Raw genomic sequence first — 23,304 nt, forward strand, 5'->3', positions numbered from 1 at the left:
TCAGGATGTCACGGCGGGCTGCACCAGATCCAGCCCGGGCTTGCCGTGCCAGTAACCGTTGCAGGGGGCCTCGGGCATCAGGGGGCGCATGCGGTCAAGGGCACCTGCATCGGGTTGGGGCGCCTTGCGGGCCGCGTCGAAGGCGGCAATGACCTCTGCCATGTGCTGCGATTGGGGGGACAGGCGCAGCAGTTCCACGCCCAGCGCGCGCAGCGCAGGTACGTCCTGTATGAGGTTGTGCACGCGCGCCGACTGGGTCTGGATGCCGTTGAGCACCAGGAAGCCCTCGCCTTCGCGGGTGGCCAGCAGCTGGCCGTCCGGGTGCTCGATGCAGCGAAAACCGCAGTCGTCCTTGGGCAGGTTGTGGTGGCGTGCCGTGAAGCAGCGCGCCGAGAACGCCAAGGGCATGCGGCCGTAGGCGAAGACTTCGGTCTCCAGCCCCGCGGGTTTGTGCTGCTGCAGCACGGCCAGGTCGGCCTGGCGCATCTCCAATGGCATGACCCAGCGGCTGGCGCCCAGGCCGACCATCCAGTTCAGCGAATCGGCATTGAACAGGTTGAGCTGGGGGCCGGCGACGAAGGCGCGCTTGCCTGCGAGCTGGTGCACGGCGCCCATGTCGTTCGCCTCGATGAGGAATTCCTCGTCCTGGGCGATCTTGTGCATGGCGGATACGTCGGAGGTGGACTCCAGCAGCACCATGGTGGAGAGCACCGCCTGCTTGCCGGCGTCGCGCAGCATGCGTGCGATGTCGATCCAGTCGCTCTGGCGCAGCTCGCGGCGGCGCGAGCACACGGCTTCGCCAAGGTAGACGACGTCCACCGGCGTCTCGGCCATGGCCTGGTAAAAATCAAAAACGGTATCGCGCGGCCAGTAGTACTGCAGCGGGCCCAGGGCTAGTTTCATCTTGATGCTCTCAGTTCTTCAGGGGGCCAAGCGCAGTCCCCGCCGCATAAATCGGCGTGACCCAGGCCCAGGCTGCCGGGCAACGGCACAGGGGGGTGTTCTTCGCACTTCATTTCCAGGGGCGGTGGTAGGCGCCCAGCGTGTGCTGCTGGCCCTCGGCCACCTGGTCCAGGCTGGCCATCCAGGCGGTCTTGGGGCTGTACAGGTGGCCTTGCGCCATGCAGTGGTCGATGGCCTCGCGCCAGACCTTGGTCACCTGGGCCACGTACGCGGGGCTGCGCTGACGGCCCTCGATCTTGAAGGCACGCACGCCCATCTTCACAAGCTTGGGCAGCAGTTCCAGCGTGTTGAGGCTGGTGGGTTCCTCCAGCGCGTAGTAGTTGCTCTCGTCGCCCACGTCGAAGCGGCCCTTGCACAGCGTGGGGTAGCCGGCGTTCTCGCCGTTGCCGTAGCGGTCGATGAGCACGCCATTCAGGCGCGACTCCAGGCCCTTGGGCGTCTCCTGCCAGCGCACGAACTTCGCGGGTGAGCACACGCCGTGCGTGTTGGGCGACTCACCCGTGGCATAAGACGACAGCGCGCAGCGCCCTTCGACCATCACGCACAGGCTGCCGAAGGCGAACACCTCGATCTCCACCGGCGTGCGGTCGATCACCTGGCGCACCTGCTCCAGCGAGAGCACGCGCGGCAGCACGGCGCGCTGGATGCCGAACTGCTGGTGGTAGAAGTTGATGGCGTCGTGGTTGGTGGCCGAGCCCTGCACCGACAGGTGCAGCCGCAGCTGCGGATGGTGGCGCATGGCGTATTGCATAAGGCCGGGATCGGCCATGATCACGGCGTCGATCCCCCAGGCGGCCGCGCGGTCCAGGGCGGCGCGCCAGGGGGCGGGGTTGGCGGCCTGCGGGTAGGTGTTGAGTGCCAGCAGCACCTTGCGCCCGCGCGCATGGGCGTAGGCAATGCCGTTCTGGATGGCCGCCTCGTCAAAGTTCAGACCCGCGAAATTGCGTGCATTCGTCGCGTCGCGCAGTCCGAGGTAGACACAGTCGGCTCCGCCGTCAACGGCCGCCTTGAGTGCAGGCAGGCTGCCGGCGGGGCAGACCAGTTCGGGTGCGGAAGGGATGTCGGGGGAAGTCGGTTGGCGGGCTGGGTCGGTCACGGGGGCGCTCTTTCGGCTGGCTTGTGCGCGGATCGTCTGATCCTGCGCAGGCTGCGTACCTTAGGTCGCGGTGAATACCCATAACCTGATTTTTGTCAACGATGGGCCGGTCGTTCCTGAATAAACAGATCGGGATTGACCAAAGCCCAGGCAAAAAAAGGCCCGCTGTCCGCGGGCCTTGTCCAGGGGGTCAGCTGAAGAAGCTCTTGAGCCGGTCGGTCCAGCTCTCGGTGGACGGCGAATGCTTGGCACCGCCCTTCTTGAGCGACTCGTCCAGTTCCTTGAGCAGCTTGCGCTGGTGCTCGGTGAGCTTGACCGGGGTTTCCACGATGATGTGGCAGTACAGATCGCCGGGGTAGCTGGAGCGCACCCCCTTGATGCCCTTGCCCCTCAGGCGAAACTGTTTGCCGGCCTGTGTGCCTTCGGGGATATCGATGGCCGCCTTGCCCTGCAGCGTGGGCACCTCGATCTCTCCACCCAGCGCCGCGGTGATGAAGCTCACCGGAACCTGGCAGTGCAGATCGTCGCCGTCGCGCTCGAAGATGTCGTGCTTCCTGATGCGGATCTCGATGTACAGGTCGCCCGGCGGCCCGCCATTGGTGCCCGGTTCCCCGTTGCCGGTGGAGCGGATGCGCATGCCGTCGTCGATGCCGGCGGGGATCTTCACCTCCAGCGTCTTTTGTTTCTTGACCCGGCCCTGGCCGTGGCAGGCCGTGCAGGGCTCGGGAATGATCTTGCCCGTGCCGCGGCAGTGGGGGCAGGTCTGCTGCACGCTGAAGAAACCCTGGCGCATCTGCACCGTGCCAGAGCCCTGGCAGGTGCCGCAGGTCTTGGCGCTGGTGCCGGGTTTGGCGCCGCTGCCGTGGCAGGTCTCGCAGCTTTCCCAACTGGGAATGCGGATCTGCGCTTCCTTGCCCTTGGCGGCTTCCTCCAGCGTGATTTCCATCGCGTAGGAGAGGTCGTTGCCGCGGTACACCTGCCGGCCGCCGCGCCCGCGCGCGCCGCCGAACATGTCGCCGAAGATGTCTCCGAAGGCTTCGGCAAAGCCACCAAAGCCCTCGGCGCCACCCATGCCGCCACGCATGTTGGGGTCTACGCCCGCGTGGCCGTACTGGTCGTAGGCGGCGCGTTTCTGTGCGTCGGACAGGATCTCGTAGGCTTCCTTGGCCTCCTTGAACTTCTCTTCGGCAGGCTTGGCAGCATCACCCTGGTTGCGGTCAGGGTGGTACTTCATCGCGAGCTTGCGATAGGCTTTCTTGATCTCATCGTCCGAGGCGTTCTTGGGAACGCCAAGGACCTCGTAAAAATCTCTCTTGGACATGGGCAATCTTCAGGCCGGTTGGGAGCACGAACGCCGCGCGAACCCCGGCTGGCGGGGCCCGACGCGGCGGCTAGGCACGGGATGCGCTGGCGCGATCAGTCCTTCTTGACTTCCTTGACCTCGGCATCCACCACGTTGTCGTCCTGCGCGGCGGCGCCGGCGGAGCCACTGGCGGCAGCTTGCGCACCCGCAGCCTCGGCCCCTTGAGCGGCCTGCGCATCGCCGTACATCTTCTCGCCGAGCTTCTGGCTGGCAGCCATCAGTGCGGTGGTCTTCTCGTCGATGGCGGCCTTGTCCTCGGTCTTGAGGGCAGCTTCCAGGTCCTTGACGGCGGCCTCGATCTTTTCCTTCTCACCGGCGTCCAGCTTGTCGCCGTGCTCGGACAGGCTCTTGGTCACGGTGTGCACGGCGGCCTCACCCTGGTTGCGGGCCTGCACCAGCTCCAGCTTCTTCTTGTCGTCGGCGGCGTTGAGCTCGGCGTCCTTCACCATCTTCTGGATCTCGTCCTCGGACAGGCCGGAGTTGGCCTTGATGGTGATCTTGTTCTCCTTGCCCGTGCCCTTGTCCTTGGCGCCCACGTGCAGGATGCCGTTGGCGTCGATGTCAAAGGTCACTTCGATCTGGGGCGTGCCGCGCGACGCCGGGGGAATGCCTTCCAGGTTGAACTCGCCCAGCAGCTTGTTGGCGCTGGCAATCTCGCGCTCGCCCTGGAACACCTTGATCGTCACGGCGGGCTGGTTGTCCTCGGCCGTCGAGAAGGTCTGCGCGAACTTCGTCGGGATCGTGGTGTTCTTCGTGATCATCTTGGTCATCACGCCGCCCAGGGTCTCGATGCCCAGCGACAGCGGCGTCACGTCCAGCAGCAGCACGTCCTTGCGGTCGCCCGACAGCACCTGGCCCTGGATGGCTGCGCCCACGGCCACGGCTTCGTCGGGGTTCACGTCCTTGCGGGGTTCCTTGCCGAAGAATTCCTTGACCTTTTCCTGCACCTTGGGCATGCGGGTCATGCCGCCGACCAGGATCACGTCGTCGATGTCGGACACGGAGATGCCGGCGTCCTTGATGGCCGTGCGGCAGGGCGCGATGGTGCGCTCAATCAGGTCTTCTACCAGCGATTCCAGCTTGGCGCGGGTCAGCTTGATGTTCAGGTGCTTGGGACCCGAGGCATCGGCCGTGATGTAGGGCAGGTTGATGTCGGTCTGCGAGGAGTTCGACAGCTCGATCTTGGCCTTCTCGGCGGCTTCCTTCAGGCGCTGCAAGGCCAGCACGTCCTTGGACAGGTCCACGCCCTGTTCCTTTTTGAACTCGCCGATGATGTAGTCGATGATGCGCTGGTCGAAGTCCTCGCCGCCCAGGAAAGTGTCGCCGTTGGTGGACAGCACTTCGAACTGCTTTTCGCCATCGACGTCGGCGATCTCGATGATGGACACGTCGAACGTGCCACCACCCAGGTCATACACGGCGATCTTGCGGTCGCCCTTGTCCTGCTTGTCCAGGCCGAAAGCCAGCGCGGCGGCGGTAGGCTCATTGATGATGCGCTTCACATCCAGGCCCGCGATACGGCCGGCGTCCTTGGTGGCCTGACGCTGAGCGTCGTTGAAGTATGCGGGAACCGTGATCACGGCCTCGGTCACCGGCTCGCCCAGGAAGTCCTCGGCGGTCTTCTTCATCTTGCGCAGCACTTCCGCGGAGATCTGCGGGGGGGCCAGCTTCTGGCCGCGCACTTCCACCCAGGCATCGCCGTTGTCGGCGCGGGTGATGGTGAAGGGCATCAGGTCGATGTCCTTCTGCACTTCCTTCTCGTCGAACTTGCGGCCGATCAGGCGCTTGGCGGCGTAGATGGTGTTCTTGGGGTTGGTCACGGCCTGCCGCTTGGCAGAGGCGCCCACCAGAATCTCACCGTCTTCCTGGTACGCGATGATGGACGGCGTGGTGCGCGCGCCTTCGCTGTTCTCGATCACGCGCGTGTTGTTGCCTTCCATGATGGCCACGCAGCTGTTGGTGGTGCCCAGGTCAATACCGATGATTTTTCCCATGTTTTTCTCCGTGATGTCTGAAATGGCTGGATAGCCAGTAACTTGTGGATAACTTGCCCGTCTTCAAGCGGCGGTGCTGAGATTTATTTACTTGGGCGCGGCCACCGTGACCAGCGCAGGGCGCAGGACGCGGTCAAAGATCAGATAGCCCTTTTGCAGCACGCTCACGACGGTGTTGGCTTCCTGGTCGGCGGGCACCATGCTGATGGCCTGGTGCTGGTGCGGGTCGAACTTGGTGCCGGCCTCGGGGTTCACGATGACCACCTTGTTGCGCTCCAGCGCCGACATCAGCTGGCGCAGGGTGGCGTCCGACCCCTCGCGCAGTTGCTCGGCCGTGGCGTTCTCGATGGCCAGGGCGGCGTCCAGGCTGTCGCAGACAGGCAGCAGGCTTTCGGCGAAGCTCTCGATGCCGAACTTGCGGGCCTTGGCTACCTCATCCTCCGCACGCCGTCGGGCATTCTCGGCCTCGGCCTTGGCGCGCAAAAATTGATCGGCCAGGTCGGCGCTCTTGGCTTTGAGCTCGGCCAGTTCGCCCTGCAGGCGGTTCAGTTCGTCGGCGGCATTGGCGGACATCGCTGCTTCAATCTCTTCAGGAGAGGGAGGGGGATTCTGGTTCTCGGACATGTCGACTTGGGTTGAATTGGAATGCTTATGCGCGCCAGTTAGGGGCGCATCCGCGGTTTTCAAGCGCGAATGGTGCAAATGGCGTTCTTTGCGTGCAACGCGGGGGCTTTGGCGTGCCGCGTGCAGGAGTGTGGACGGTGCGCAGTGTACAAGGTGAGCGCGCGTTGCTATAATCTCGCGCTTTGCCTTGCCACACCGCTACACGACGCGGCGGGTGGTGTCATCCAAAAGGAGTTTGCATGCGTCACTACGAAATCATTTTGTTGATCCATCCGGATCAGAGCGAACAGGTTCCGGCCATGCTGGAGCGCTACAAGGGCATGATCGTTGCCGGCGGCGGCCAGGTGCACCGTGTGGAAGATTGGGGTCGCCGTCAACTGGCTTACCTGATCAACAAGCTGGCCAAGGCCCACTACCTGTGCCTGAACATCGAAGCCGACCAGGCTGTGATGGCCGAACTCGAGCACGCCTTCAAGTTCAACGACGCCGTGCTGCGTCACCTGACGGTGCAGAAGAAGAAGGCCGAAACGGGCGCGTCCTCCATGATGAAGACCGTCGAGCGCGAAGAAGCACGCAAGGCCAGCCAGGCCGAGTTTGCCGCTTCGAACGAGCGCTGATCGACCAGCCTGTCAGCCAGGAGGTGTGAACAACCATTGGGTCCTGACAGCCTGTATCGCCGAGGTCCAGCCTCTGCGCTACACGCCCGCCGGCCTGCCGGCGCTGGATATACGACTCGAGCACGAGTCGCTCCAGCGGGAAGCCGGGGCGGATCGGCAGGTCAAGGCCAGCGTGAAAGCCCTCGCATTTGGCGCTCTTGCGGAGCGCCTGGCCCGGCAAGCGCTGGGAAGCGTCTGGAAGTTCCAGGGCTTTTTGGCCACGGGGCGCGGCGGCAAGGGATTGGTGTTCCACATCCAGGATATTCAACAAGATTAATTTTCAAGAGGTCCGAAAATGGCCACGTTCAAGAAATTCAACAAGGACAAGCGCCCGAAGCGCAACACCCAGTCGCTGCTGTTCAAGCGCAAGCGCTTCTGCCGCTTCACGGTCGCAGGCGTCGAAGAAATCGACTACAAGGATGTCGACACCCTGCGTGACTTCATCGCAGAGAACGGCAAGATCATCCCCGCGCGCCTGACCGGCACGCGCGCGATCTACCAGCGCCAGCTCAACACCGCCATCAAGCGCGCCCGCTTCCTGGCTCTGTTGCCCTACAGCGACCAGCACAAGATCTAAGGAGCACGATTACCATGCAAATCATCCTGCTCGACAAGGTCGTGAACCTCGGTAACCTCGGCGAGATCGTCAAGGTCAAGGACGGTTACGCCCGCAACTTCCTGATCCCCACGGGCCGCGCCCGCCGCGCCACCGAAGCCGCCAAGGCCGAGTTCGAGGCCAAGCGCGCCGAACTTGAAAAGGCCGCCGCCGAGAAGCTGGCTGCCGCCCAGGCACAAGGCGAAAAGCTGGCCGGCACCACCGTCAAGCTGACGCAAAAGGCTGGCGTGGACGGTCGTCTGTTCGGCTCCGTGACCAACCATGACATCGCCGAAGAGCTGAACAAGCAAGGCTACAACGTGGTGAAGTCGCAAGTCCGCCTGCCCAACGGCCCGATCAAGGTCGTGGGCGACAACACCGTCACGGTGGCCCTGCACACCGACGTGGCCGTTGAAGTCACCGTGTCCGTCTACGGCGAAACGGCCTGATCGGTTCACACCCTGGCTCTGCCATACAAAGCCGCCCTTGGGCGGCTTTTGTTTTTTCACCCGCACCTGTGCACCTGCTGCCCACTGCCTTTGCACGCCTTATCCACAGAGTTGTGCAATGACGGGCGTGGCACCGCCCGCTAGCATCGTCTGCTTGCCCTCCTGAAAGCCCCTGAGTCCCATGTCTGCCGTTGTGCCCACCCTTCCTGACGGTTATGCCGTCCCATCGCTGGATCGCGAGGTGGCCCAGTTGCGCGTTCCGCCCCATTCCATCGAGGCAGAGTCCAGCGTGCTGGGCGGCCTGTTGCTGGACAACATGGCGTGGGACCGCGTGGGTGACCTGCTGGTGGATGGCGATTTCTACCGCCACGAGCACCAGCAGATCTACGCCGCCATCGGCGCGCTGATCAACGCCAGCAAGCCCGCGGACGTAATCACGGTCTACGAGCATCTGCAGGGCATGGGCAAGGCCGAGGAGATCGGCGGGCTGGCCTATCTGAACAGCCTGGCGCAGTACGTGCCCAGCGCCAGCAACATCCGCCGCTACGCAGAGATCGTGCGCGAGCGCGCCATCCTGCGCAAGCTGGTGACCGCCAGCGACGACATCGCCACCAACGCCTTCAATCCCCAGGGCCGGCCGGTGGAGCGCATCCTGGACGAGGCTGAGCAGAAGATCTTCGCCATCGGCGAAGAGGGCTCGCGGATGAAGCAGGGCTTCCAGTCGCTCGATTCGCTCGTGATCGACCTGCTGGACCGCGTACAGGAGATGGCCGACAACCCCATGGACGTGACCGGCGTGCCCACGGGCTTCGCCGACCTGGACCGCATGACCAGCGGTCTGCAGGCAGGCGACCTGGTGGTGCTCGCGGCGCGCCCCTCCATGGGCAAGACCTCGTTCGCCGTGAACATTGCCGAGCATGTGGCGCTCAACGAGGGCCTGCCGGTGGCCATCTTCTCGATGGAAATGGGCGCCGCCCAACTGGCGGTGCGTATCGTGGGCTCGATCGGGCGCGTGAACCAGGGCAACCTGCGCACCGGCAAGCTCAGCGACGAGGAGTGGCCGCGCCTGACCGAAGCCATCGAGCGGCTGCGCACCGTGAGCCTGCACATCGACGAGACGCCGGGCCTGACCCCATCCGAGCTGCGCGCCAACGCGCGCCGCCTGGCGCGCCAGTGCGGCAAGCTCGGCCTGATCGTGGTCGACTATCTGCAGCTCATGAGCGGCTCGGGCAGCAACAGCTCCGACAACCGCGCCACTGAGCTGGGCGAGATCTCGCGGGGCCTGAAGATGCTGGCCAAGGAGCTGCAGTGCCCGGTGATCGCGCTGTCGCAGCTCAACCGTTCGGTGGAGCAGCGCACCGACAAGCGTCCCATGATGAGTGACCTGCGCGAATCGGGCGCCATCGAACAGGACGCGGACATCATCATGTTCATCTACCGCGACGACTACTACAACAAGGAGTCCAAGGAGCCGAACATTGCCGAAGTCATCATCGGCAAGCAGCGTAACGGCCCCACGGGCACGGTGAAGCTGTTCTTCCAGAAGAACCAGACGCGCTTTGAGAACCTGGCGGTGGGCGCAGGTGACGATTACTATTAAGAGTCAAAAATGGCTCTAGCGCTTACTGGGTAAGCGCTAGTAGCTATTTATTTAGTAGTGATTGAGCGGTCTTAACGCGACAGTGCCCAGGCGAGCAGCGCCAGCGTGCATACGCCGAGCCCGCAGACGGCGAGCAGCAGGTGCAGGCTGCGCCGGCGCAACCCATCGACGGCGCGCACCAGTTGGGCGTTCTGCTCGGCCAGCGATTCGATCAGCGCGGCGGACGCGCGCTGGTCTTCCTCCAGCTGGGCCATCCGCGCTTGCAGTACTGCCAGTTGATCGGGCGTGCTGTCGATCCGCTGCGCGGGCGCCTCGGGCGGCGGCGCCTTGCGCGTGTTGCTGATGAGTTTGCGCGCGGCCTGCATGATCTGGGGCGTGGCCTCGATCACGTCGCCCCAGGGCACAAGCTTCAGCGCGGACATCCAGCCCACGGCCATCAGAGCACCTCGCTGGCGAAGTCGGCCAGGCGCGAGCGCTCGCCGCGCGCGAGCAGGATGTGCCCGCTGTGCGGCCAGCCCTTGAACCGGTCCACCGCATAGGTCAGGCCGGAGGAGCCTTCCGTGAGATAGGGCGTGTCGATCTGTGCCAGGTTGCCCATGCAGATGATTTTGGTGCCGGGGCCCGCGCGGGTGACCAGCGTCTTCATCTGCTTGGGCGTCAGATTCTGCGCCTCGTCGATGATGACGTACTTGTTCAGAAAGGTACGCCCGCGCATGAAGTTCATGCTCTTGATCTTGATGCGGCTGCGGATCAGCTCATTGGTGGCCGCGCGACCCCACTCGCCAGCATTGCCCCCGTCGCCCTTGGCAAGAAATTCCAGGTTGTCGTCCAGCGCGCCCATCCAGGGGCCCATCTTTTCTTCCTCCGTACCGGGCAGGAAGCCGATGTCCTCGCCCACGCTCACCGTGGCGCGGGTCATGATGATCTCGGTATAGCGGCGCTCGTCCAGCACCTGGGTCAGGCCCGCGGCCAGCGCCATCAGCGTTTTACCGGTGCCGGCCGTGCCGGTCAGCGTCACGAAGTCCACGTCGGGGTCCATGAGCAGGTTCATGGCGAAGTTCTGCTCGCGGTTGCGGGTGTTCACACCCCAGACCGTATTCTTGGACGAGCCATAGTCCTTGAGCGTCTCCAGTACCGCCGTCTTGTCCCGGATCTCGGTCACGCGCGCATACAGGCTGGGCTCGCCCGGCGCCTCGAAATACACAAACTGGTTGATCATCAGCTGCGCCACCACGGGGCCGCTGATGCGGTAGTACATGTGCACGCCGCTCTGCCAGCTTTCGACGTTCTTGCCGGCCTTGGTCCAGAAGTCCGTCGGCAGCGCAAGGCTGCCCGAATAGAGCAGGTCGCCGTCTTCCAGCGTCTTGTCGTTCTGGTAATCCTCCGCGACCAGGCCCAGGGCGCGCGCCTTCACGCGCATGTTGATGTCCTTGGACACCAGCACCACCTCGCGCGGCGCATGCAGCTTGCGCAGCGCTTCCACCACGCCCAGGATCTGGTTGTCGGCCTTGCCCTGGGGCAGGCTGGAGGGCAACTGGTAGTTCAGGGGGGCGGTCTGGAAGTACAGGCAACCGCCGGCGGCGCGCTGGCCCGTGGAATCCAGGCGCAGGCCCAAGGCCATGTCGGCGCTGCCATGGGCTGCCGCCAGCGCATCCAGCGTACGGCTGGCCTGGCGGCCGTTGCGGGCCACTTCGGTCATGCCCTTCTTGTGGCCGTCGAGTTCCTCCAGCACGATCATTGGCAGGAAGATGTCGTGTTCTTCGAAGCGGAACAGGCTCGTGGGATCGTGCAGCAGCACGTTGGTGTCGAGCACGAACATTTTCTTCGGCCCGGCAGCACGCTTCTTGCGAGGTGCAGCGTCCGGTGCGGCGCGCGGCGCGGCAGCCGGGGGCACTGCGGTGACGGGGGGCCTCATGCGCACTGCGCCCTCATCCGCAGGGCGTGCGCGCGAATGGGCGGGTGCAGCAGATACCCCTGCTTTGGTCGAGCGGCCTGCACCGGATGGGATGGCGGTATCAGGTGCGGCGGCTTTCTTGGCGGCGCTGGTCTTGGTGGCCGCGCGCTTGCGAGTGGGAGCGGCCGCTGTAGCGGGCGGGGCCGCGGAAGCCTCCGCGGCCTCGTCATCCTCGAAAACCGTCATGCGATAGGCGTCTGGTTTGAGCAGGGCGGCGCGCTGGGTCGGGGCGGGGGGCAGGGGCATTGCAGGGAGCCTTGAGGAAAGTAACGTTCAAAAAGCACAAAGCCGCCTAGGAGACCGAGGCGGCTTTGGATTGCGGGGAGCGTGTTGCGTTTCTCAGCAGCATTGACCCATTATGCATGCTCCCCGTGACGGCCCACGGTAGAGCCGTCAGGTGTTCAGGCGGCTTTCTTGACAGGGGCTTTGATCGCCTTCACGGCCTTCAATACCTCGTCCACGTGGCCCGGCACCTTCAGGCCGCGCCATTCCTGCACCAGAATGCCTTCGGGATTGACGAGGAAGGTGCTGCGCTCGATGCCCTTGACCTTCTTGCCGTACATGATCTTGTTCTTCACTACGCCGAACATGTGGCACATCTTCTCTTCGGTGTCGGCGATCAGCTCGAAGGGCAGCTCCAGCTTTTCCTTGAAGTCGTCATGCGACTTCATGTTGTCGCGCGACACGCCGAAGACCACGGCACCGGCCTTCTCGAAATCCTTGAATTTGTCGCGGAACTGCATGGCCTCGGTGGTGCAGCCCGGGGTGTTGTCCTTCGGGTAGAAATACAGAATCAGAATCTGGCCCTGGTGCGAGACGTTGGAAACCTTGATTCCGCCAGTCGCGTTGGCTTCAAATTCAGGAAGGGGTTTGTTGACAACGATCGCCATGGCACTTCTATCTCTCACGAATTAGTCGAAGAAAAGCCGGGGGAGTGGGGGTGTACTCTTTTTTGGGTGGTGCCCCCGACCGCAACAGGCTATTTTACCCCGAAACCCCCTCCAGGAGAAACGGCCGCCCTGGCACCCGGATACGGCGACAGGGGAAATCTGCCGTTACTCGGTTTCCAACAGCAGGGCTGCGACCACGTTGCGCCCTTCGCCTGCCAGGACGTTGTAGGTCCGGCAGGCGGCCTGGGTGTCCATGGTTTCCAGGCCGATACGCCGCGCCATCAGTGGCTGCAACCAGGCGGGCGGTGGAAAGCGGTTGCGCAGGCCGCTGCCGAAGATCACCACCTCGGCGTCCAGTTCGGCGAGTTGCGCGAAGTGCGCGGCAGTCAGGTCCTCGAAGCGGCGGCAGTCCCAGGCGATGCGCTGGCCGCGCGCACCGATGATGACGCTCTCGGTCACCCGATCGGCGTCCACGCCGATCCAGTCCGGCCCGTAGGCGGTGATGGACTGGGTATCGGGGCGTTCGGGCTGGAATTTCATGGGCGTTGCGGAGGCTGCCCGCACCCTGCGCGGTTGTGCGGCGGCCGGGGCCTTGGGTGGAACTGTGGTCAAATTATAGGTTTCACCGAGGCGCCCTGCGCCCGGCGGGGCCGCAGCCCCACTTGTGCCCCTCTCCTCACGCCTGCCCGCACATGAAGCCCATCCGCAAATCCGCCAAGCTCAACAATGTTCTCTACGATGTCCGGGGCCCCATCGTGGACGCGGCCAAGCAGATGGAGGACGAGGGCCAGAAGATCATCAAGCTGAACATCGGCAACCTGGCGCCGTTCGGCTTTGACGCGCCCGAGGAGATCCAGCAGGACATGATCCGCAACCTGCCCAACTCGGCGGGCTACTCGGACAGCAAGGGCATCTTTGCGGCGCGCAAGGCCGTGATGCACTACAGCCAGCAGCAGGGCGTGGCCGGCGTGACGCTGGACGATATTTACCTGGGCAACGGCGCGAGCGACCTGATCACCATGGCCACCAACGCGCTGCTCGACGACGGCGACGAGCTGCTGGTGCCCGCACCCGACTATCCGCTGTGGACGGCGGCGGCCAGCCTGTCGGGCGGTCGGCCTGTGCACTACCTGTGCGATGAAGACAACGGCTGGATGCCCAGCCTGACGGACATCCGCGCCAAGATCACCCCGCGCACGCGCGGCATCGTGGTCATCAACCCCAACAACCCCACGGGCGCGCTGTACTCGGACGAGCTGCTCAAGGGCATCGTGCAGATCGCGCGCGAGCACAACCTGGTGCTGTTTGCCGACGAGGTGTACGACAAGGTGCTGTACGACGGTGTCAAGCACACGGCCATGGCCAGCCTGTCGACCGACGTGGTCACGCTCACGTTCAACTCGCTCTCCAAGGCCTACCGCTCCTGCGGCTACCGCGCCGGGTGGATGGTGATCTCGGGCGACAAGACGGCCGCGCGCGACTACATCGAAGGCATCAACATGCTGGCCAACATCAAGCTCGGCTCCAACGTGCCGGGCCAGTGGGCCATCCAGACCGCGCTGGGCGGCTACCAGAGCATCAACGACCTGGTCAAACCCGGCGGGCGCCTGTGCCGCCAGCGTGACCTGGCCTACGAGCTGATCACCGCCATCCCCGGCGTCACCTGCGTCAAGCCGCAGGCGGCGCTGTACATGTTCCCCCGCCTGGACCCCGAGATGTACCCCATCGCGGACGACCGCCAGTTCTTTATGGAAGTGCTGCGCGCCACGCGGGTCATGCTGGTGCAGGGCTCGGGCTTCAATTACCCCGACAACCAGCACTTTCGCATCGTGTTCTTGCCGCACGAAGACGACCTGCGCGAGGCCATCGGCCGGCTGGCGGGCTTCCTGGCCGCCTACCGGCAGCGCCACGCCAAGGCGGCGTGAACTTCATTTTTGATAGCTGCCGGCGCCCGTCAATAGGGCGCTGGGGCCTTTTTTGACGGGTAACCCTGATATGAAACCGATCCAAGTGGGCCTGCTGGGCATTGGCACCGTGGGCAGCGGCGTGTTCAACGTCCTGTCGCGCAACCAGGAAGAAATCCGCCGCCGCGCCGGCCGCGGCATCGAGATTGCTTGTGTGGCCGACCTGGACACCGCCCGCGCACGCGCCATCGTGGGCGAGAACGCCCGCGTGGTGGGCGACGCACGCGAAGTGATCGCCAACCCTGAGATCGACATCGTGGTCGAGCTGATCGGCGGCTACGGCATCGCCAAGCAGCTGGTGCTGGAGGCGATCGCCGCCGGCAAGCATGTCGTGACGGCCAACAAGGCCCTGCTGGCCGTGCATGGCACGGAGATCTTCAAGGCCGCGGCCGAGAAGGGGGTGGTGGTCGCCTACGAGGCGGCGGTGGCCGGCGGCATCCCGATCATCAAGGCGCTGCGCGAGGGGCTGGCGGCCAACCAGATCCAGTGGGTGGCCGGCATCATCAACGGCACCACCAACTTCATCCTGTCCGAGATGCGCGACAAGGGCCTGGACTTCGACGTGGTGCTCAAAGAAGCGCAAGCGTTGGGCTACGCCGAGGCCGACCCCACCTTCGACATCGAGGGCGTGGACGCCGCGCACAAGGCCACCATCATGAGCGCCATCGCCTTCGGTATCCCGGTGCAGTTCGACAAGGCCTACGTGGAGGGCATCACCAAGTTGTCCGCCGTCGACATCCGCTATGCCGAGCAACTGGGCTACCGCATCAAGCTGCTGGGGATCGCCAAGCGCCGCCAGGGCGACGCGACCAAGCGCACGCCCGATGGCGTGGAGTTGCGCGTGCACCCCGCGCTGGTGCCGGCCAAGCGCCTGATCGCCAATGTCGAAGGCGCGATGAACGCCGTGGTGGTGCACGGGGACGCCGTGGGCACCACGTTGTACTACGGCAAGGGCGCGGGCAGCGAGCCCACCGCCAGCGCCGTGATCGCCGACCTGGTGGACATCACCCGCCTGATCGAGGCCGACCCCGCGCACCGCGTGCCGCCGCTGGCCTTCCAGAGCCACACGCTGCGCGAGGCGGGGCAGGAGCTGCCCGTGCTGCCCATGGCCGACGTGGTCACCAGCTACTACCTGCGCATCCGCGTGGCCGACGAGGCCGGCGTGCTGGCCAAGATCACCGGCATCCTGGCCGGGGCGGGCATCAGCATCGACGCCGTGCTGCAGCGCGAGGCCGACGAGGTGGGCGGCGAAGGCAGCACGCAGACCGACCTGATCATCCTCACGCACGACACGCGCGAGGGCGACATGGACGCCGCGCTCGCCCAAATCCAGGGCCTGCCCACGGTGCTGGCCAGCATCACGCGCATCCGCAAGGAAGAGCTCAACAACTAAGAGGGGCTGCACGCCATGCTGTACCTGTCCACCCGCGGCCACGCGGACCGCAAGCATTTCTGCGACATCCTGCTCGAAGGCCTGGCGCCCGACGGCGGCCTGTATCTGCCCGAGCGCTACCCGCAGATCAGCGACGCCGAGCTGACCGCGCTGCGCACCGCCTATCACACGCAAGGCTATGCCGAGCTGGCCTTCCGCATCCTGTCGCTGTACATCGACGACATCCCGCCCGCGGACCTGAAGCGCCTGTGCGAGAAGACGTACACCGCCGAAGTGTTCGGCACGGGTGAGATCGTGCCGCTGCGCCACCTGGAAGACGGCCTGTGGATCGAGGCCCTGTCCAACGGCCCCACGCTGGCCTTCAAGGACATGGCCATGCAGCTGCTGGGCAACCTGTTCGAGTACGAACTGGGCCGCCGCGGCGAGCAGCTCAACATCCTGGGCGCCACCAGCGGCGACACCGGCAGCGCGGCCGAGTACGCCATGCGCGGCAAGCAGGGCGTGCGCGTGTTCATGACCAGCCCGCACGGTCGCATGAGCCCGTTCCAGCAAGCGCAGATGTTCAGCCTGCAGGACGCGAACATCCACAACCTGGCCATCGAAGGCGTATTCGACGACTGCCAGGACATCGTCAAGGCGGTGAGCAACGACCACGCGTTCAAGGCCCAATACAAGATCGGCACCGTCAACTCGATCAACTGGGCGCGCCTGCTGGCGCAGGTGGTGTACTACTTCGCGGGCTACATCCAGGCGACGGAGACGAACGGCCAGAAGGTCAGCTTCACCGTGCCCAGCGGCAACTTCGGCAACATCTGCGCCGGCCATGTGGCGCGCCAGATGGGCCTGCCCATCGACCGCCTGATCGTTGCCACCAACGAAAACGACGTGCTCGACGAGTTCTTCCGCACAGGCGCCTACCGCGTGCGCGGCGCGGCCGACACGCACGAGACCAGCAGCCCCAGCATGGACATCAGCAAGGCCAGCAACTTCGAGCGTTTCGTGTTCGACCTGCTGGGGCGCAATGCGGAGCGCACGCGCGAGCTGTTCGCCGAGGGCGTGGCCAAACAGGGCTTCTTCGACCTGGGGAGCGACCCCGTGTTCCGAGACGCACGCGCCAAGTACGGCTTCGAGAGCGGCAAGAGCACGCACGCCGACCGCCTGGCCACCATCCGCGACACGTACGAGCGATTCGGCCAGATCATCGATACCCACACCGCCGACGGCGTGAAGGTGGCGCGCGAGCACCGTGGCGATCCCGCTGTGCCCATGATCGTGCTGGAGACGGCCCTGCCCATCAAGTTCGCCGAGACCATCCAGGAAGCCCTGGGCCGCGCGCCCGAGCGCCCGGCCAGGTTCGAGGGCATCGAGCAATTGCCCAAGCGCCTGCAGGTGCTGGCGGCCGATGCCGAGCAGGTCAAGGCCTATATCGCAGCCCATTGCGATTAGGGATCAAATCGGCCTCTGGCGCTTATCCATCAAGCGCTGGTAGCTATTAATAGATGAGTGAAACTGAAGGAGTGTCGGGATGAAGGTGGTTGGCTTTGCCGGCTATTCAGGCAGCGGCAAGACCACGCTGGTGGAGCAGCTGATTCCCGAACTGCGCCTGCATGGCCTGCGCGTGTCGGTGGTCAAGCATGCGCACCACAAGTTCGACATCGACCATGTGGGCAAGGACACCTGGCGCCACCGCGAGGCCGGCGCCTACGAAGTGGCCGTGGCCTCCGACCGGCGCATGGCGCTGATGCGCGAATTCGAGCAGGAGCACACGCCCAGCGTGCACGAACTGCTGGCCGAGCTGGATCCGCGCGTGGACTGGGTGCTGGTGGAAGGCTTCAAGGAAAGCGACCTGCCCAAGATCGAGATCTGGCGCGCCGCATCACCCGATTACCGCGAACGGCCCGCACTCTATCCGCACGATCCCTGCATCGTCGCCGTGGCCACCGACGCGCCGCTGCCGCCGGTGGCCACCGCGCTGCCGGTGCTCAACCTGGACGACCCTCACGCCGTGGTGCAATGGCTGCTGGCACAGGGCGCGCGTTTTGACTATGTGCCCGACCGGGCGGAGGCCTGCGAATGAAACCCCAAGCGCGTGCACCCCTCAAGCCACTGGACGAAGCCCTGGCCGAACTGCTGGCGCAGGCCGCCCCGCTGGCAGGCACCGACACCGTCAACACCTTCGACGCCGACGGTCGCGTGCTCGCGCAGGCCGCCACCTCGCCGCTGCAGGTGCCGCCCAACGACAACAGCTCGATGGACGGCTACGCCGTGCGCTGCGCCGACGTGCCGGCAGCGGGGGTGGAGTTGCCGGTGGCGCAGCGTATTCCCGCGGGCGCCTTCGGCGTGCCGCTGGCGGCGGGTACGGCGGCGCGCATCTTCACGGGCGCGCCGGTGCCCGAGGGGGCCGATGCCATCGTGATGCAGGAAGACTGCGAGGCGCTCGACGGGGATCGCGTGCGCGTGAATGCCGTACCGGCCCAGGGTCAGTGGATTCGGCGCGCGGGCGAGGACATCACCCGGGGTGCTGAGGTGCTGGCCGCTGGCACGCGCCTCACTCCCGCAGAGCTGGGCCTGGCTGCCAGTATCGGCTTGGGCACCCTGCAGGTGGCGCGCCGGCCCCGCGTGGCGCTTTTTTCCACGGGCGACGAACTCGTCATGCCGGGTGAAGTGCCGCCCGCGCAGATGAAGCCGGGCGCCATCTACAACAGCAACCGTTTCTTCCTGCGCGCCATGCTGCTGCGCCTGGGCTGCGAGGTGAGCGACTTAGGGATAGTGCCCGACCGGCGCGAGGCCACCGTGGCCGCGCTGCGCGAGGCTGCCCAGGGACATGACCTGATCCTGACCAGCGGCGGCGTGAGTGTGGGCGAGGAAGACCACATCAAGCCGGCGGTGGAGCGCTTGGGCACGCTGCAGCTCTGGCAGATCGCCATGAAGCCGGGCAAGCCCTTCGCCTACGGCCAGATTCCCCACGCGGGCGGCAGTGCACACTTCATGGGCCTGCCGGGTAACCCCGTGTCCAGCTTCGTCACCTTCGGCCTGCTGGTGCGCCCCTTCCTGTTGCGCCTGCAGGGCGTGCTTGATGTTGCTCCTAAAGCGATAGCTGCTACGGCTGGATTCAACTGGCCCCGGGCCGATAAACGCCGTGAATTCCTGCGCGTGCGCCAGGGCGCCGATGGCACGCTGGAGCTGTTTCCCAACCAAAGCTCGGGCGTGCTTACCTCGGCCGCCTGGGCGGACGGCGTGGTGGACAACCCCGCCGGCCAGACCATTGCGCGCGGCGACACCGTGCGCTTCCTGCCATTTGCGGAGTTGCTGTCATGACCACGCCCTTCACGATCACGGTGCGCTACTTCGCCTCCATCCGCGAGGCCGTGGGCACGGGGCAGGAGACGGTGCAGACCGGCGCCACCACGCTGGGCGCCTTGCGCGATGAACTCATCGCCCGTGGCGAGCCCTGGGCCACCTGCCTCTCGCGCGGGCGTGCTGTGCGCGTGGCCCTCGACCAGACCATGGCGCATGACGCCACGCCGCTGGCGGCAGGCGCCGAGGCGGCGTTCTTTCCGCCCGTCACGGGCGGCTGACGGCGTTCAAGGCTGCTGCACCGCCAGGGCGGGCAGCTCGGGGCTGCGCCACCCCAGCAACTCGGCCAGGCGCAGCGTGATCCAGCGCGCCTCGGCCGGGGTCACGCCCGCGTCCGGACCGGCCAGGCCGGCGTGGATGCCCAGCAGCACCCCTTCTTCCGACCGCGCACCGCCGTGGTACAGCTGCTGCGCCTGTTCCACCAAGTGGCAGGCCAGGTCCTCGCACCACTCGTAGCGCGCCCGCACCTCGGCGGCAGGCGCCTGCAGGCGTGCGCGTGTGTCGCTGTACAGCGCGATGAAGGAGGGCGGGACCAGGATCTGGTTGTCGTCGTGCATCTGCCTATTGTCTGGCACGGCGAAAAAACACAGGCGCCGCTCTTGCCGGAGACGGCGCCCGCGCGGGTCTGGAGCGGATCAGCGCTTTGGCTTTGCCGGGGGCGCATCGTTGCGCGTGAACAGCCAGATGAAGAAGCCCCCCATGCACAGCATGAAACCGATGCCTATGGCGCTGAACAGACCCACCTCGGTGGTGAAGAGTTGCTTGAGCAGTTGCATGGCGTTTTTCCTCCGTCGTTATGTGATGGAGCCATTGCAGCGCAGCCCGGCGGGAGCCCCTTTGAGACAAGTCAAAAATCCGGGTATACCCCACTATTGTCGTCAAGTACCTTCAATCAGGCACGAACAGGCGCTCAAAGCGCTGCTGGTCGCCTTCCAGCTCGAAGGTCACGAGCTGGCCCATCTTCGCGTCAGCCTTGCGGTGGGCGGAGAACAGGCTGTAGCGGCCCGCCAGGTCGAAGCTGGGCAGATCGATCAAGGCATAGGGGTGGGGCACGAAAGTCTGGAACTCAAACACCACACGGTGCGCATTGCGCGGCGAGGGGTAGAGCAGGTAGTCGTCGGTGGTGATGGTCTGCAGGGCCATGGTGTGCAAGTGTGGGGTGGGCGTTAAAGTGCCGTCAATCCCGCAATTCTGCCGCTGACCACTGCCATGCACCGCGTTTCCATCCAGACCCATGACTTCGACGTTTCCACCGAGCTGGCGGCGCTGCGTGCGCGGGACGCGCGCGTGGGGGCGGTGTGCTGCTTCGTGGGCACGGTGCGCGACCGCAACGAAGGGGACAGCGTGGCCTCCATGGAGCTGGAGCACTACCCGGGCATGACCGAGAAATCCATCGAGGCCATGGTGGATGCGGCGTTTGCACGTTTTAACCTCTATGGCGTGCGCGTGATCCACCGCGTGGGGCTGCTCGCGCCCATGGACCAGATCGTGATGGTGGCCGTGACCTCGGCGCACCGCGGCGAGAGCTTTCAGGCCTGCGAGTTCGTCATGGACTACCTCAAGACCCAGGCGCCGTTCTGGAAGAAGGAGCAGACGCCAGATGGTGCGCGCTGGGTGGATGCGCGCGTGAGCGACGATGCGGCGCTGGCGCGCTGGGGCATCGCCGCGCCGCCCCAGGTGGGCTGACTTTTATCGTCCGGCGGCTTGAAATCGAGGCCCCGGAGCCCTAGCTAGTGACAAGTTGGAGGTTTCACATGCGTCTCGATAAATTCACCACGAAGTTCCAAGAAGCGCTGTCTGATGCACAGTCGCTGGCCCTGGGACATGACAACGCCTACATAGAGCCCGTGCACATGCTGGTGGCCATGCTGCGCCAGGATGAAGGCCCGCGCGCGCTGCTGCAGCGTGCCGGCGCCAATGTGCCGGGCCTGCTGGCCGCGGCCGAGGCCGCCGTCAAGCGCCTGCCCCAGGTGCAGGGCCAGGACCAGGTGCAGGGCAGCCCCGAGCTGGGCCGTGTGCTGCAGGCCACCGAGAAGGAGGCCATCAAGCGCGGCGACCAGTTCATCGCCAGCGAATTGTTTTTGCTGGCGCTGGTCGACAGCAAGGGCGAGGCCGCGCAGCTGGCCAAGGACAACGGCGTGACCCGCAAGAGCCTGGAGGCGGCCATCGACGCCGTGCGTGGCGGCCAGAAGGTGGACAGCGCCGAAGCCGAGGGCCAGCGCGAGGCGCTGAAGAAATACACGCTGGACCTGACCGAGCGCGCCCGCCAGGGCAAGCTGGACCCGGTGATCGGCCGCGACGACGAGATCCGCCGCGTCATCCAGGTGCTGCAGCGGCGCAGCAAGAACAACCCCGTGCTGATCGGCGAGCCCGGCGTGGGCAAGACCGCCATCGTCGAGGGGCTGGCCCAGCGCATCGTCGAGGGCGAGGTGCCCGAGACGCTGAAGAACAAGCGCGTGCTGGTGCTGGACATGGCCGGCCTGCTGGCGGGTGCCAAGTACCGCGGCGAGTTCGAGGAACGCCTGAAGTCCGTGCTGAAGGAAGTGGCGCACGAGGAAGGCCGCATCATCCTCTTCATCGACGAGATCCACACCATGGTTGGCGCCGGCAAGGCCGAAGGCGCCATGGACGCGGGCAACATGCTGAAACCCGCACTGGCGCGCGGCGAGCTGCACTGCATCGGCGCGACCACGCTGGATGAATACCGCAAGTACATCGAGAAGGATGCCGCGCTGGAGCGGCGCTTTCAGAAGGTGCTGGTGGACGAGCCCAGCGTGGAAGACACCATCGCCATCCTGCGCGGCCTGCAGGTGCGCTACGAGGCGCACCACGGCGTGGACATCACCGACCCGGCCATCGTGGCCGCGGCCGAGCTGTCGCACCGCTACATCACCGACCGTTTTTTGCCTGACAAGGCCATCGACCTGATCGACGAGGCCGCGGCCAAGATCAAGATCGAGATCGACTCCAAGCCCGAGTCGATGGACAAGCTCGAGCGCCGCATGATCCAGCTCAAGATCGAGCGCGAGGCGATGAAGAAAGAGACCGATGAGGCCTCGCAAAAACGCCTGCAGCTCATCGAGGAAGAGTTGGGCAATGTGGAGCGCGAGTACGCCGATCTGGAAGAGGTCTGGAAGGCCGAGAAGGCCAGCGCGCAGGGCTCTGAGCAGATCCGCAAGGACATCGATGCCATCCGCACACAGATCGACGACCTGAAGCGCAAGGGCGACTTCAACAAAGTGGCCGAGCTGCAGTACGGCACGCTGCCAGAGCTGGAAAAGCGCCTGAAGGAAGCGCAGGACAGCGAGGCCGGCGGCACGGGCACCAAGCACAAGCTGCTGCGCACCCAGGTGGGTGCCGAGGAAATCGCCGAGGTGGTCAGCCGCGCCACCGGCATTCCCGTGGCCAAGATGATGCAGGGCGAGAAGGACAAGCTGCTGCACATGGAGGAAAAGCTGCACGAGCGCGTGGTGGGCCAGGACGAGGCGATCTCCGCCGTGGCCAACGCCATCCGCCGCTCGCGCTCGGGCCTGTCGGACCCCAACCGGCCGCTGGGCAGCTTCCTGTTCCTGGGCCCCACGGGCGTGGGCAAGACCGAGCTGTGCAAGGCGCTGGCCGGGTTCCTCTTCGACAGTGAAGAGCATCTGGTGCGCATCGACATGAGCGAGTTCATGGAAAAGCATAGCGTCGCGCGCTTGATTGGTGCGCCTCCCGGCTATGTGGGCTATGAAGAGGGCGGCTACCTGACCGAGGCCGTGCGCCGCAAGCCCTACAGCGTGCTGCTGCTGGATGAGGTGGAAAAGGCACACCCCGACGTGTTCAACGTGCTGCTCCAGGTGCTGGACGACGGCCGCCTGACCGATGGCCAGGGGCGCACCGTGGATTTCAAGAACACGGTGATCGTGATGACCAGCAACATTGGCTCGCACCTGATCCAGGCCATGGTGGGCCAGGATGCCGAGGACATCAAGGAAGCCGTGTGGGGGGAACTCAAGGGCCATTTCCGTCCCGAATTCCTCAACCGCATCGACGAGACGGTGGTGTTCCACGGGCTGGATGCCAAGCACATCGAAGCGATTGCACGCATTCAGTTGCGTCTGCTGGAGTCGCGGCTGGCCAAAATGGACCTGGCCCTGGAGGTGTCGCCGGCCGCGATGGGCGAACTGGCCAAGGTGGGGTTCGACCCGGTGTTCGGGGCGCGTCCGCTCAAGCGGGCCATCCAGCAGCGCATCGAGAACCCGCTGTCCAAGCTGCTGCTGGAGGGGCGCTACCCGCCCAAGAGCGTGATTCCGGTGGATGTCGATCCTGTGACAGACCCAGGGGTATTCCACTTCGGCGAGGCCCGCCCCGCGGGGTGAGGTCTACCATTGAACGAGGGCGCGGGCCTTTCCCGCGCCCTCATCTGC

The 23,304-nt window shown here is 65.3% G+C and carries 25 protein-coding genes; 13 read left to right on the forward strand and 12 right to left on the reverse strand.

Annotated features, from left to right (window positions below; genetic code table 11):
• The 5 genes from I3K84_RS19520 to grpE all read right to left on the reverse strand — a co-directional run bounded on the left by I3K84_RS19520 (position 1) and on the right by grpE (position 6,040).
• On the reverse strand, positions 1 to 903 hold the full coding sequence (locus tag I3K84_RS19520; protein ID WP_011806342.1) for a U32 family peptidase: 903 nt from the start codon (positions 901 to 903) through the stop codon (positions 1 to 3).
• Positions 904 to 1,012: 109 nt separating this feature from the next.
• Positions 1,013 to 2,059: a peptidase U32 family protein gene (locus tag I3K84_RS19525; RefSeq protein WP_011806341.1), complete on the reverse strand. Its 1,047-nt coding sequence runs from the start codon at positions 2,057 to 2,059 to the stop codon at positions 1,013 to 1,015.
• A gap of 190 nt (positions 2,060 to 2,249) precedes the next feature.
• Positions 2,250 to 3,380: a molecular chaperone DnaJ gene (gene dnaJ, locus I3K84_RS19530; RefSeq protein ID WP_135148585.1), complete on the reverse strand. Its 1,131-nt coding sequence runs from the start codon at positions 3,378 to 3,380 to the stop codon at positions 2,250 to 2,252.
• Positions 3,381 to 3,475: 95 nt separating this feature from the next.
• Positions 3,476 to 5,416 (reverse strand): molecular chaperone DnaK, encoded by a 1,941-nt coding sequence (gene dnaK / locus I3K84_RS19535; RefSeq protein ID WP_196995193.1) that lies wholly within the window; start codon positions 5,414 to 5,416, stop codon positions 3,476 to 3,478.
• Positions 5,417 to 5,503: 87 nt separating this feature from the next.
• Positions 5,504 to 6,040, reverse strand: a complete 537-nt coding sequence (gene grpE / locus I3K84_RS19540) for a nucleotide exchange factor GrpE (RefSeq protein ID WP_011806338.1) — start codon at positions 6,038 to 6,040, stop codon at positions 5,504 to 5,506.
• Positions 6,041 to 6,279: 239 nt separating this feature from the next.
• Between grpE and rpsF the strand changes: the two genes are divergently transcribed.
• The 5 genes from rpsF to dnaB all read left to right on the forward strand — a co-directional run bounded on the left by rpsF (position 6,280) and on the right by dnaB (position 9,340).
• Positions 6,280 to 6,657 (forward strand): 30S ribosomal protein S6, encoded by a 378-nt coding sequence (rpsF, locus tag I3K84_RS19545; protein WP_011806337.1) that lies wholly within the window; start codon positions 6,280 to 6,282, stop codon positions 6,655 to 6,657.
• Positions 6,658 to 6,682: 25 nt separating this feature from the next.
• Positions 6,683 to 6,973: a primosomal replication protein N gene (gene priB / locus I3K84_RS19550; protein WP_088886279.1), complete on the forward strand. Its 291-nt coding sequence runs from the start codon at positions 6,683 to 6,685 to the stop codon at positions 6,971 to 6,973.
• 18 nt (positions 6,974 to 6,991) lie between these two features.
• Complete coding sequence (rpsR, locus tag I3K84_RS19555; RefSeq protein ID WP_011806335.1) at positions 6,992 to 7,273, forward strand: 30S ribosomal protein S18; 282 nt, start codon at positions 6,992 to 6,994, stop codon at positions 7,271 to 7,273.
• Between the two features lie 14 nt (positions 7,274 to 7,287).
• On the forward strand, positions 7,288 to 7,740 hold the full coding sequence (rplI, locus tag I3K84_RS19560) for a 50S ribosomal protein L9 (protein ID WP_011806334.1): 453 nt from the start codon (positions 7,288 to 7,290) through the stop codon (positions 7,738 to 7,740).
• A gap of 181 nt (positions 7,741 to 7,921) precedes the next feature.
• Positions 7,922 to 9,340: a replicative DNA helicase gene (gene dnaB / locus I3K84_RS19565; RefSeq protein ID WP_011806333.1), complete on the forward strand. Its 1,419-nt coding sequence runs from the start codon at positions 7,922 to 7,924 to the stop codon at positions 9,338 to 9,340.
• Positions 9,341 to 9,411: 71 nt separating this feature from the next.
• Here the strand turns inward: dnaB and I3K84_RS19570 are convergent, their stop codons facing one another.
• The 4 genes from I3K84_RS19570 to I3K84_RS19585 all read right to left on the reverse strand — a co-directional run bounded on the left by I3K84_RS19570 (position 9,412) and on the right by I3K84_RS19585 (position 12,724).
• Entirely contained in the window at positions 9,412 to 9,777 is a 366-nt protein-coding gene (locus tag I3K84_RS19570) for a hypothetical protein (protein WP_015913927.1), read from the reverse strand.
• Positions 9,777 to 11,540, reverse strand: a complete 1,764-nt coding sequence (locus tag I3K84_RS19575) for a PhoH family protein (protein ID WP_047349452.1) — start codon at positions 11,538 to 11,540, stop codon at positions 9,777 to 9,779. Before I3K84_RS19575 ends, I3K84_RS19570 begins: the two co-directional genes overlap by 1 nt.
• A 155-nt stretch (positions 11,541 to 11,695) precedes the next feature.
• Positions 11,696 to 12,184, reverse strand: a complete 489-nt coding sequence (locus tag I3K84_RS19580) for a peroxiredoxin (RefSeq protein WP_011806330.1) — start codon at positions 12,182 to 12,184, stop codon at positions 11,696 to 11,698.
• A 165-nt stretch (positions 12,185 to 12,349) separates the two neighbouring features.
• A complete protein-coding gene (locus I3K84_RS19585; protein ID WP_047349453.1) occupies positions 12,350 to 12,724 on the reverse strand; it encodes an Mth938-like domain-containing protein in 375 nt (124 codons plus the stop codon).
• A gap of 152 nt (positions 12,725 to 12,876) precedes the next feature.
• Here I3K84_RS19585 and I3K84_RS19590 point away from each other — a divergent pair, with 152 nt between their 5' ends.
• The 6 genes from I3K84_RS19590 (at position 12,877) to moaD (ending at position 19,119) form a co-directional block, all read left to right on the forward strand.
• Positions 12,877 to 14,109, forward strand: coding sequence for a pyridoxal phosphate-dependent aminotransferase (locus I3K84_RS19590; RefSeq protein WP_011806328.1), 1,233 nt, complete (start codon positions 12,877 to 12,879; stop codon positions 14,107 to 14,109).
• Between the two features lie 70 nt (positions 14,110 to 14,179).
• The gene (locus I3K84_RS19595) at positions 14,180 to 15,541 is read left to right on the forward strand and encodes a homoserine dehydrogenase (RefSeq protein WP_088886284.1); all 1,362 of its coding nucleotides are present in this window, start codon (positions 14,180 to 14,182) and stop codon (positions 15,539 to 15,541) included.
• A gap of 15 nt (positions 15,542 to 15,556) precedes the next feature.
• Positions 15,557 to 16,987: a threonine synthase gene (thrC, locus tag I3K84_RS19600; protein WP_196995194.1), complete on the forward strand. Its 1,431-nt coding sequence runs from the start codon at positions 15,557 to 15,559 to the stop codon at positions 16,985 to 16,987.
• 79 nt (positions 16,988 to 17,066) lie between these two features.
• Positions 17,067 to 17,618, forward strand: a complete 552-nt coding sequence (gene mobB, locus I3K84_RS19605; RefSeq protein ID WP_103737464.1) for a molybdopterin-guanine dinucleotide biosynthesis protein B — start codon at positions 17,067 to 17,069, stop codon at positions 17,616 to 17,618.
• Positions 17,615 to 18,859: a gephyrin-like molybdotransferase Glp gene (gene glp, locus I3K84_RS19610; protein ID WP_196995195.1), complete on the forward strand. Its 1,245-nt coding sequence runs from the start codon at positions 17,615 to 17,617 to the stop codon at positions 18,857 to 18,859. The genes mobB and glp overlap by 4 nt, the downstream gene beginning before the upstream one ends.
• Positions 18,856 to 19,119: a molybdopterin converting factor subunit 1 gene (gene moaD, locus I3K84_RS19615; protein WP_047349457.1), complete on the forward strand. Its 264-nt coding sequence runs from the start codon at positions 18,856 to 18,858 to the stop codon at positions 19,117 to 19,119. The genes glp and moaD overlap by 4 nt, the downstream gene beginning before the upstream one ends.
• A 6-nt stretch (positions 19,120 to 19,125) precedes the next feature.
• Here the strand turns inward: moaD and I3K84_RS19620 are convergent, their stop codons facing one another.
• The 3 genes from I3K84_RS19620 to I3K84_RS19630 form a co-directional block, all read right to left on the reverse strand.
• Positions 19,126 to 19,455: a hypothetical protein gene (locus I3K84_RS19620; RefSeq protein ID WP_011806322.1), complete on the reverse strand. Its 330-nt coding sequence runs from the start codon at positions 19,453 to 19,455 to the stop codon at positions 19,126 to 19,128.
• A 78-nt stretch (positions 19,456 to 19,533) separates the two neighbouring features.
• Positions 19,534 to 19,674 (reverse strand): DUF3149 domain-containing protein, encoded by a 141-nt coding sequence (locus I3K84_RS19625; RefSeq protein WP_083766773.1) that lies wholly within the window; start codon positions 19,672 to 19,674, stop codon positions 19,534 to 19,536.
• Between the two features lie 112 nt (positions 19,675 to 19,786).
• A complete protein-coding gene (locus I3K84_RS19630; RefSeq protein ID WP_011806321.1) occupies positions 19,787 to 20,041 on the reverse strand; it encodes a hypothetical protein in 255 nt (84 codons plus the stop codon).
• 66 nt (positions 20,042 to 20,107) lie between these two features.
• Between I3K84_RS19630 and moaE the strand changes: the two genes are divergently transcribed.
• Positions 20,108 to 20,584 (forward strand): molybdopterin synthase catalytic subunit MoaE, encoded by a 477-nt coding sequence (gene moaE, locus I3K84_RS19635; RefSeq protein ID WP_015913919.1) that lies wholly within the window; start codon positions 20,108 to 20,110, stop codon positions 20,582 to 20,584.
• A 68-nt stretch (positions 20,585 to 20,652) separates the two neighbouring features.
• The gene (gene clpB, locus I3K84_RS19640) at positions 20,653 to 23,256 is read left to right on the forward strand and encodes an ATP-dependent chaperone ClpB (protein WP_196995196.1); all 2,604 of its coding nucleotides are present in this window, start codon (positions 20,653 to 20,655) and stop codon (positions 23,254 to 23,256) included.
• Positions 23,257 to 23,304 lie beyond the last annotated feature (48 nt).

The organism is Diaphorobacter sp. JS3051, assembly GCF_015832135.1.
Taxonomy (GTDB): Bacteria; Pseudomonadota; Gammaproteobacteria; order Burkholderiales; family Burkholderiaceae_C; genus Diaphorobacter; species Diaphorobacter nitroreducens.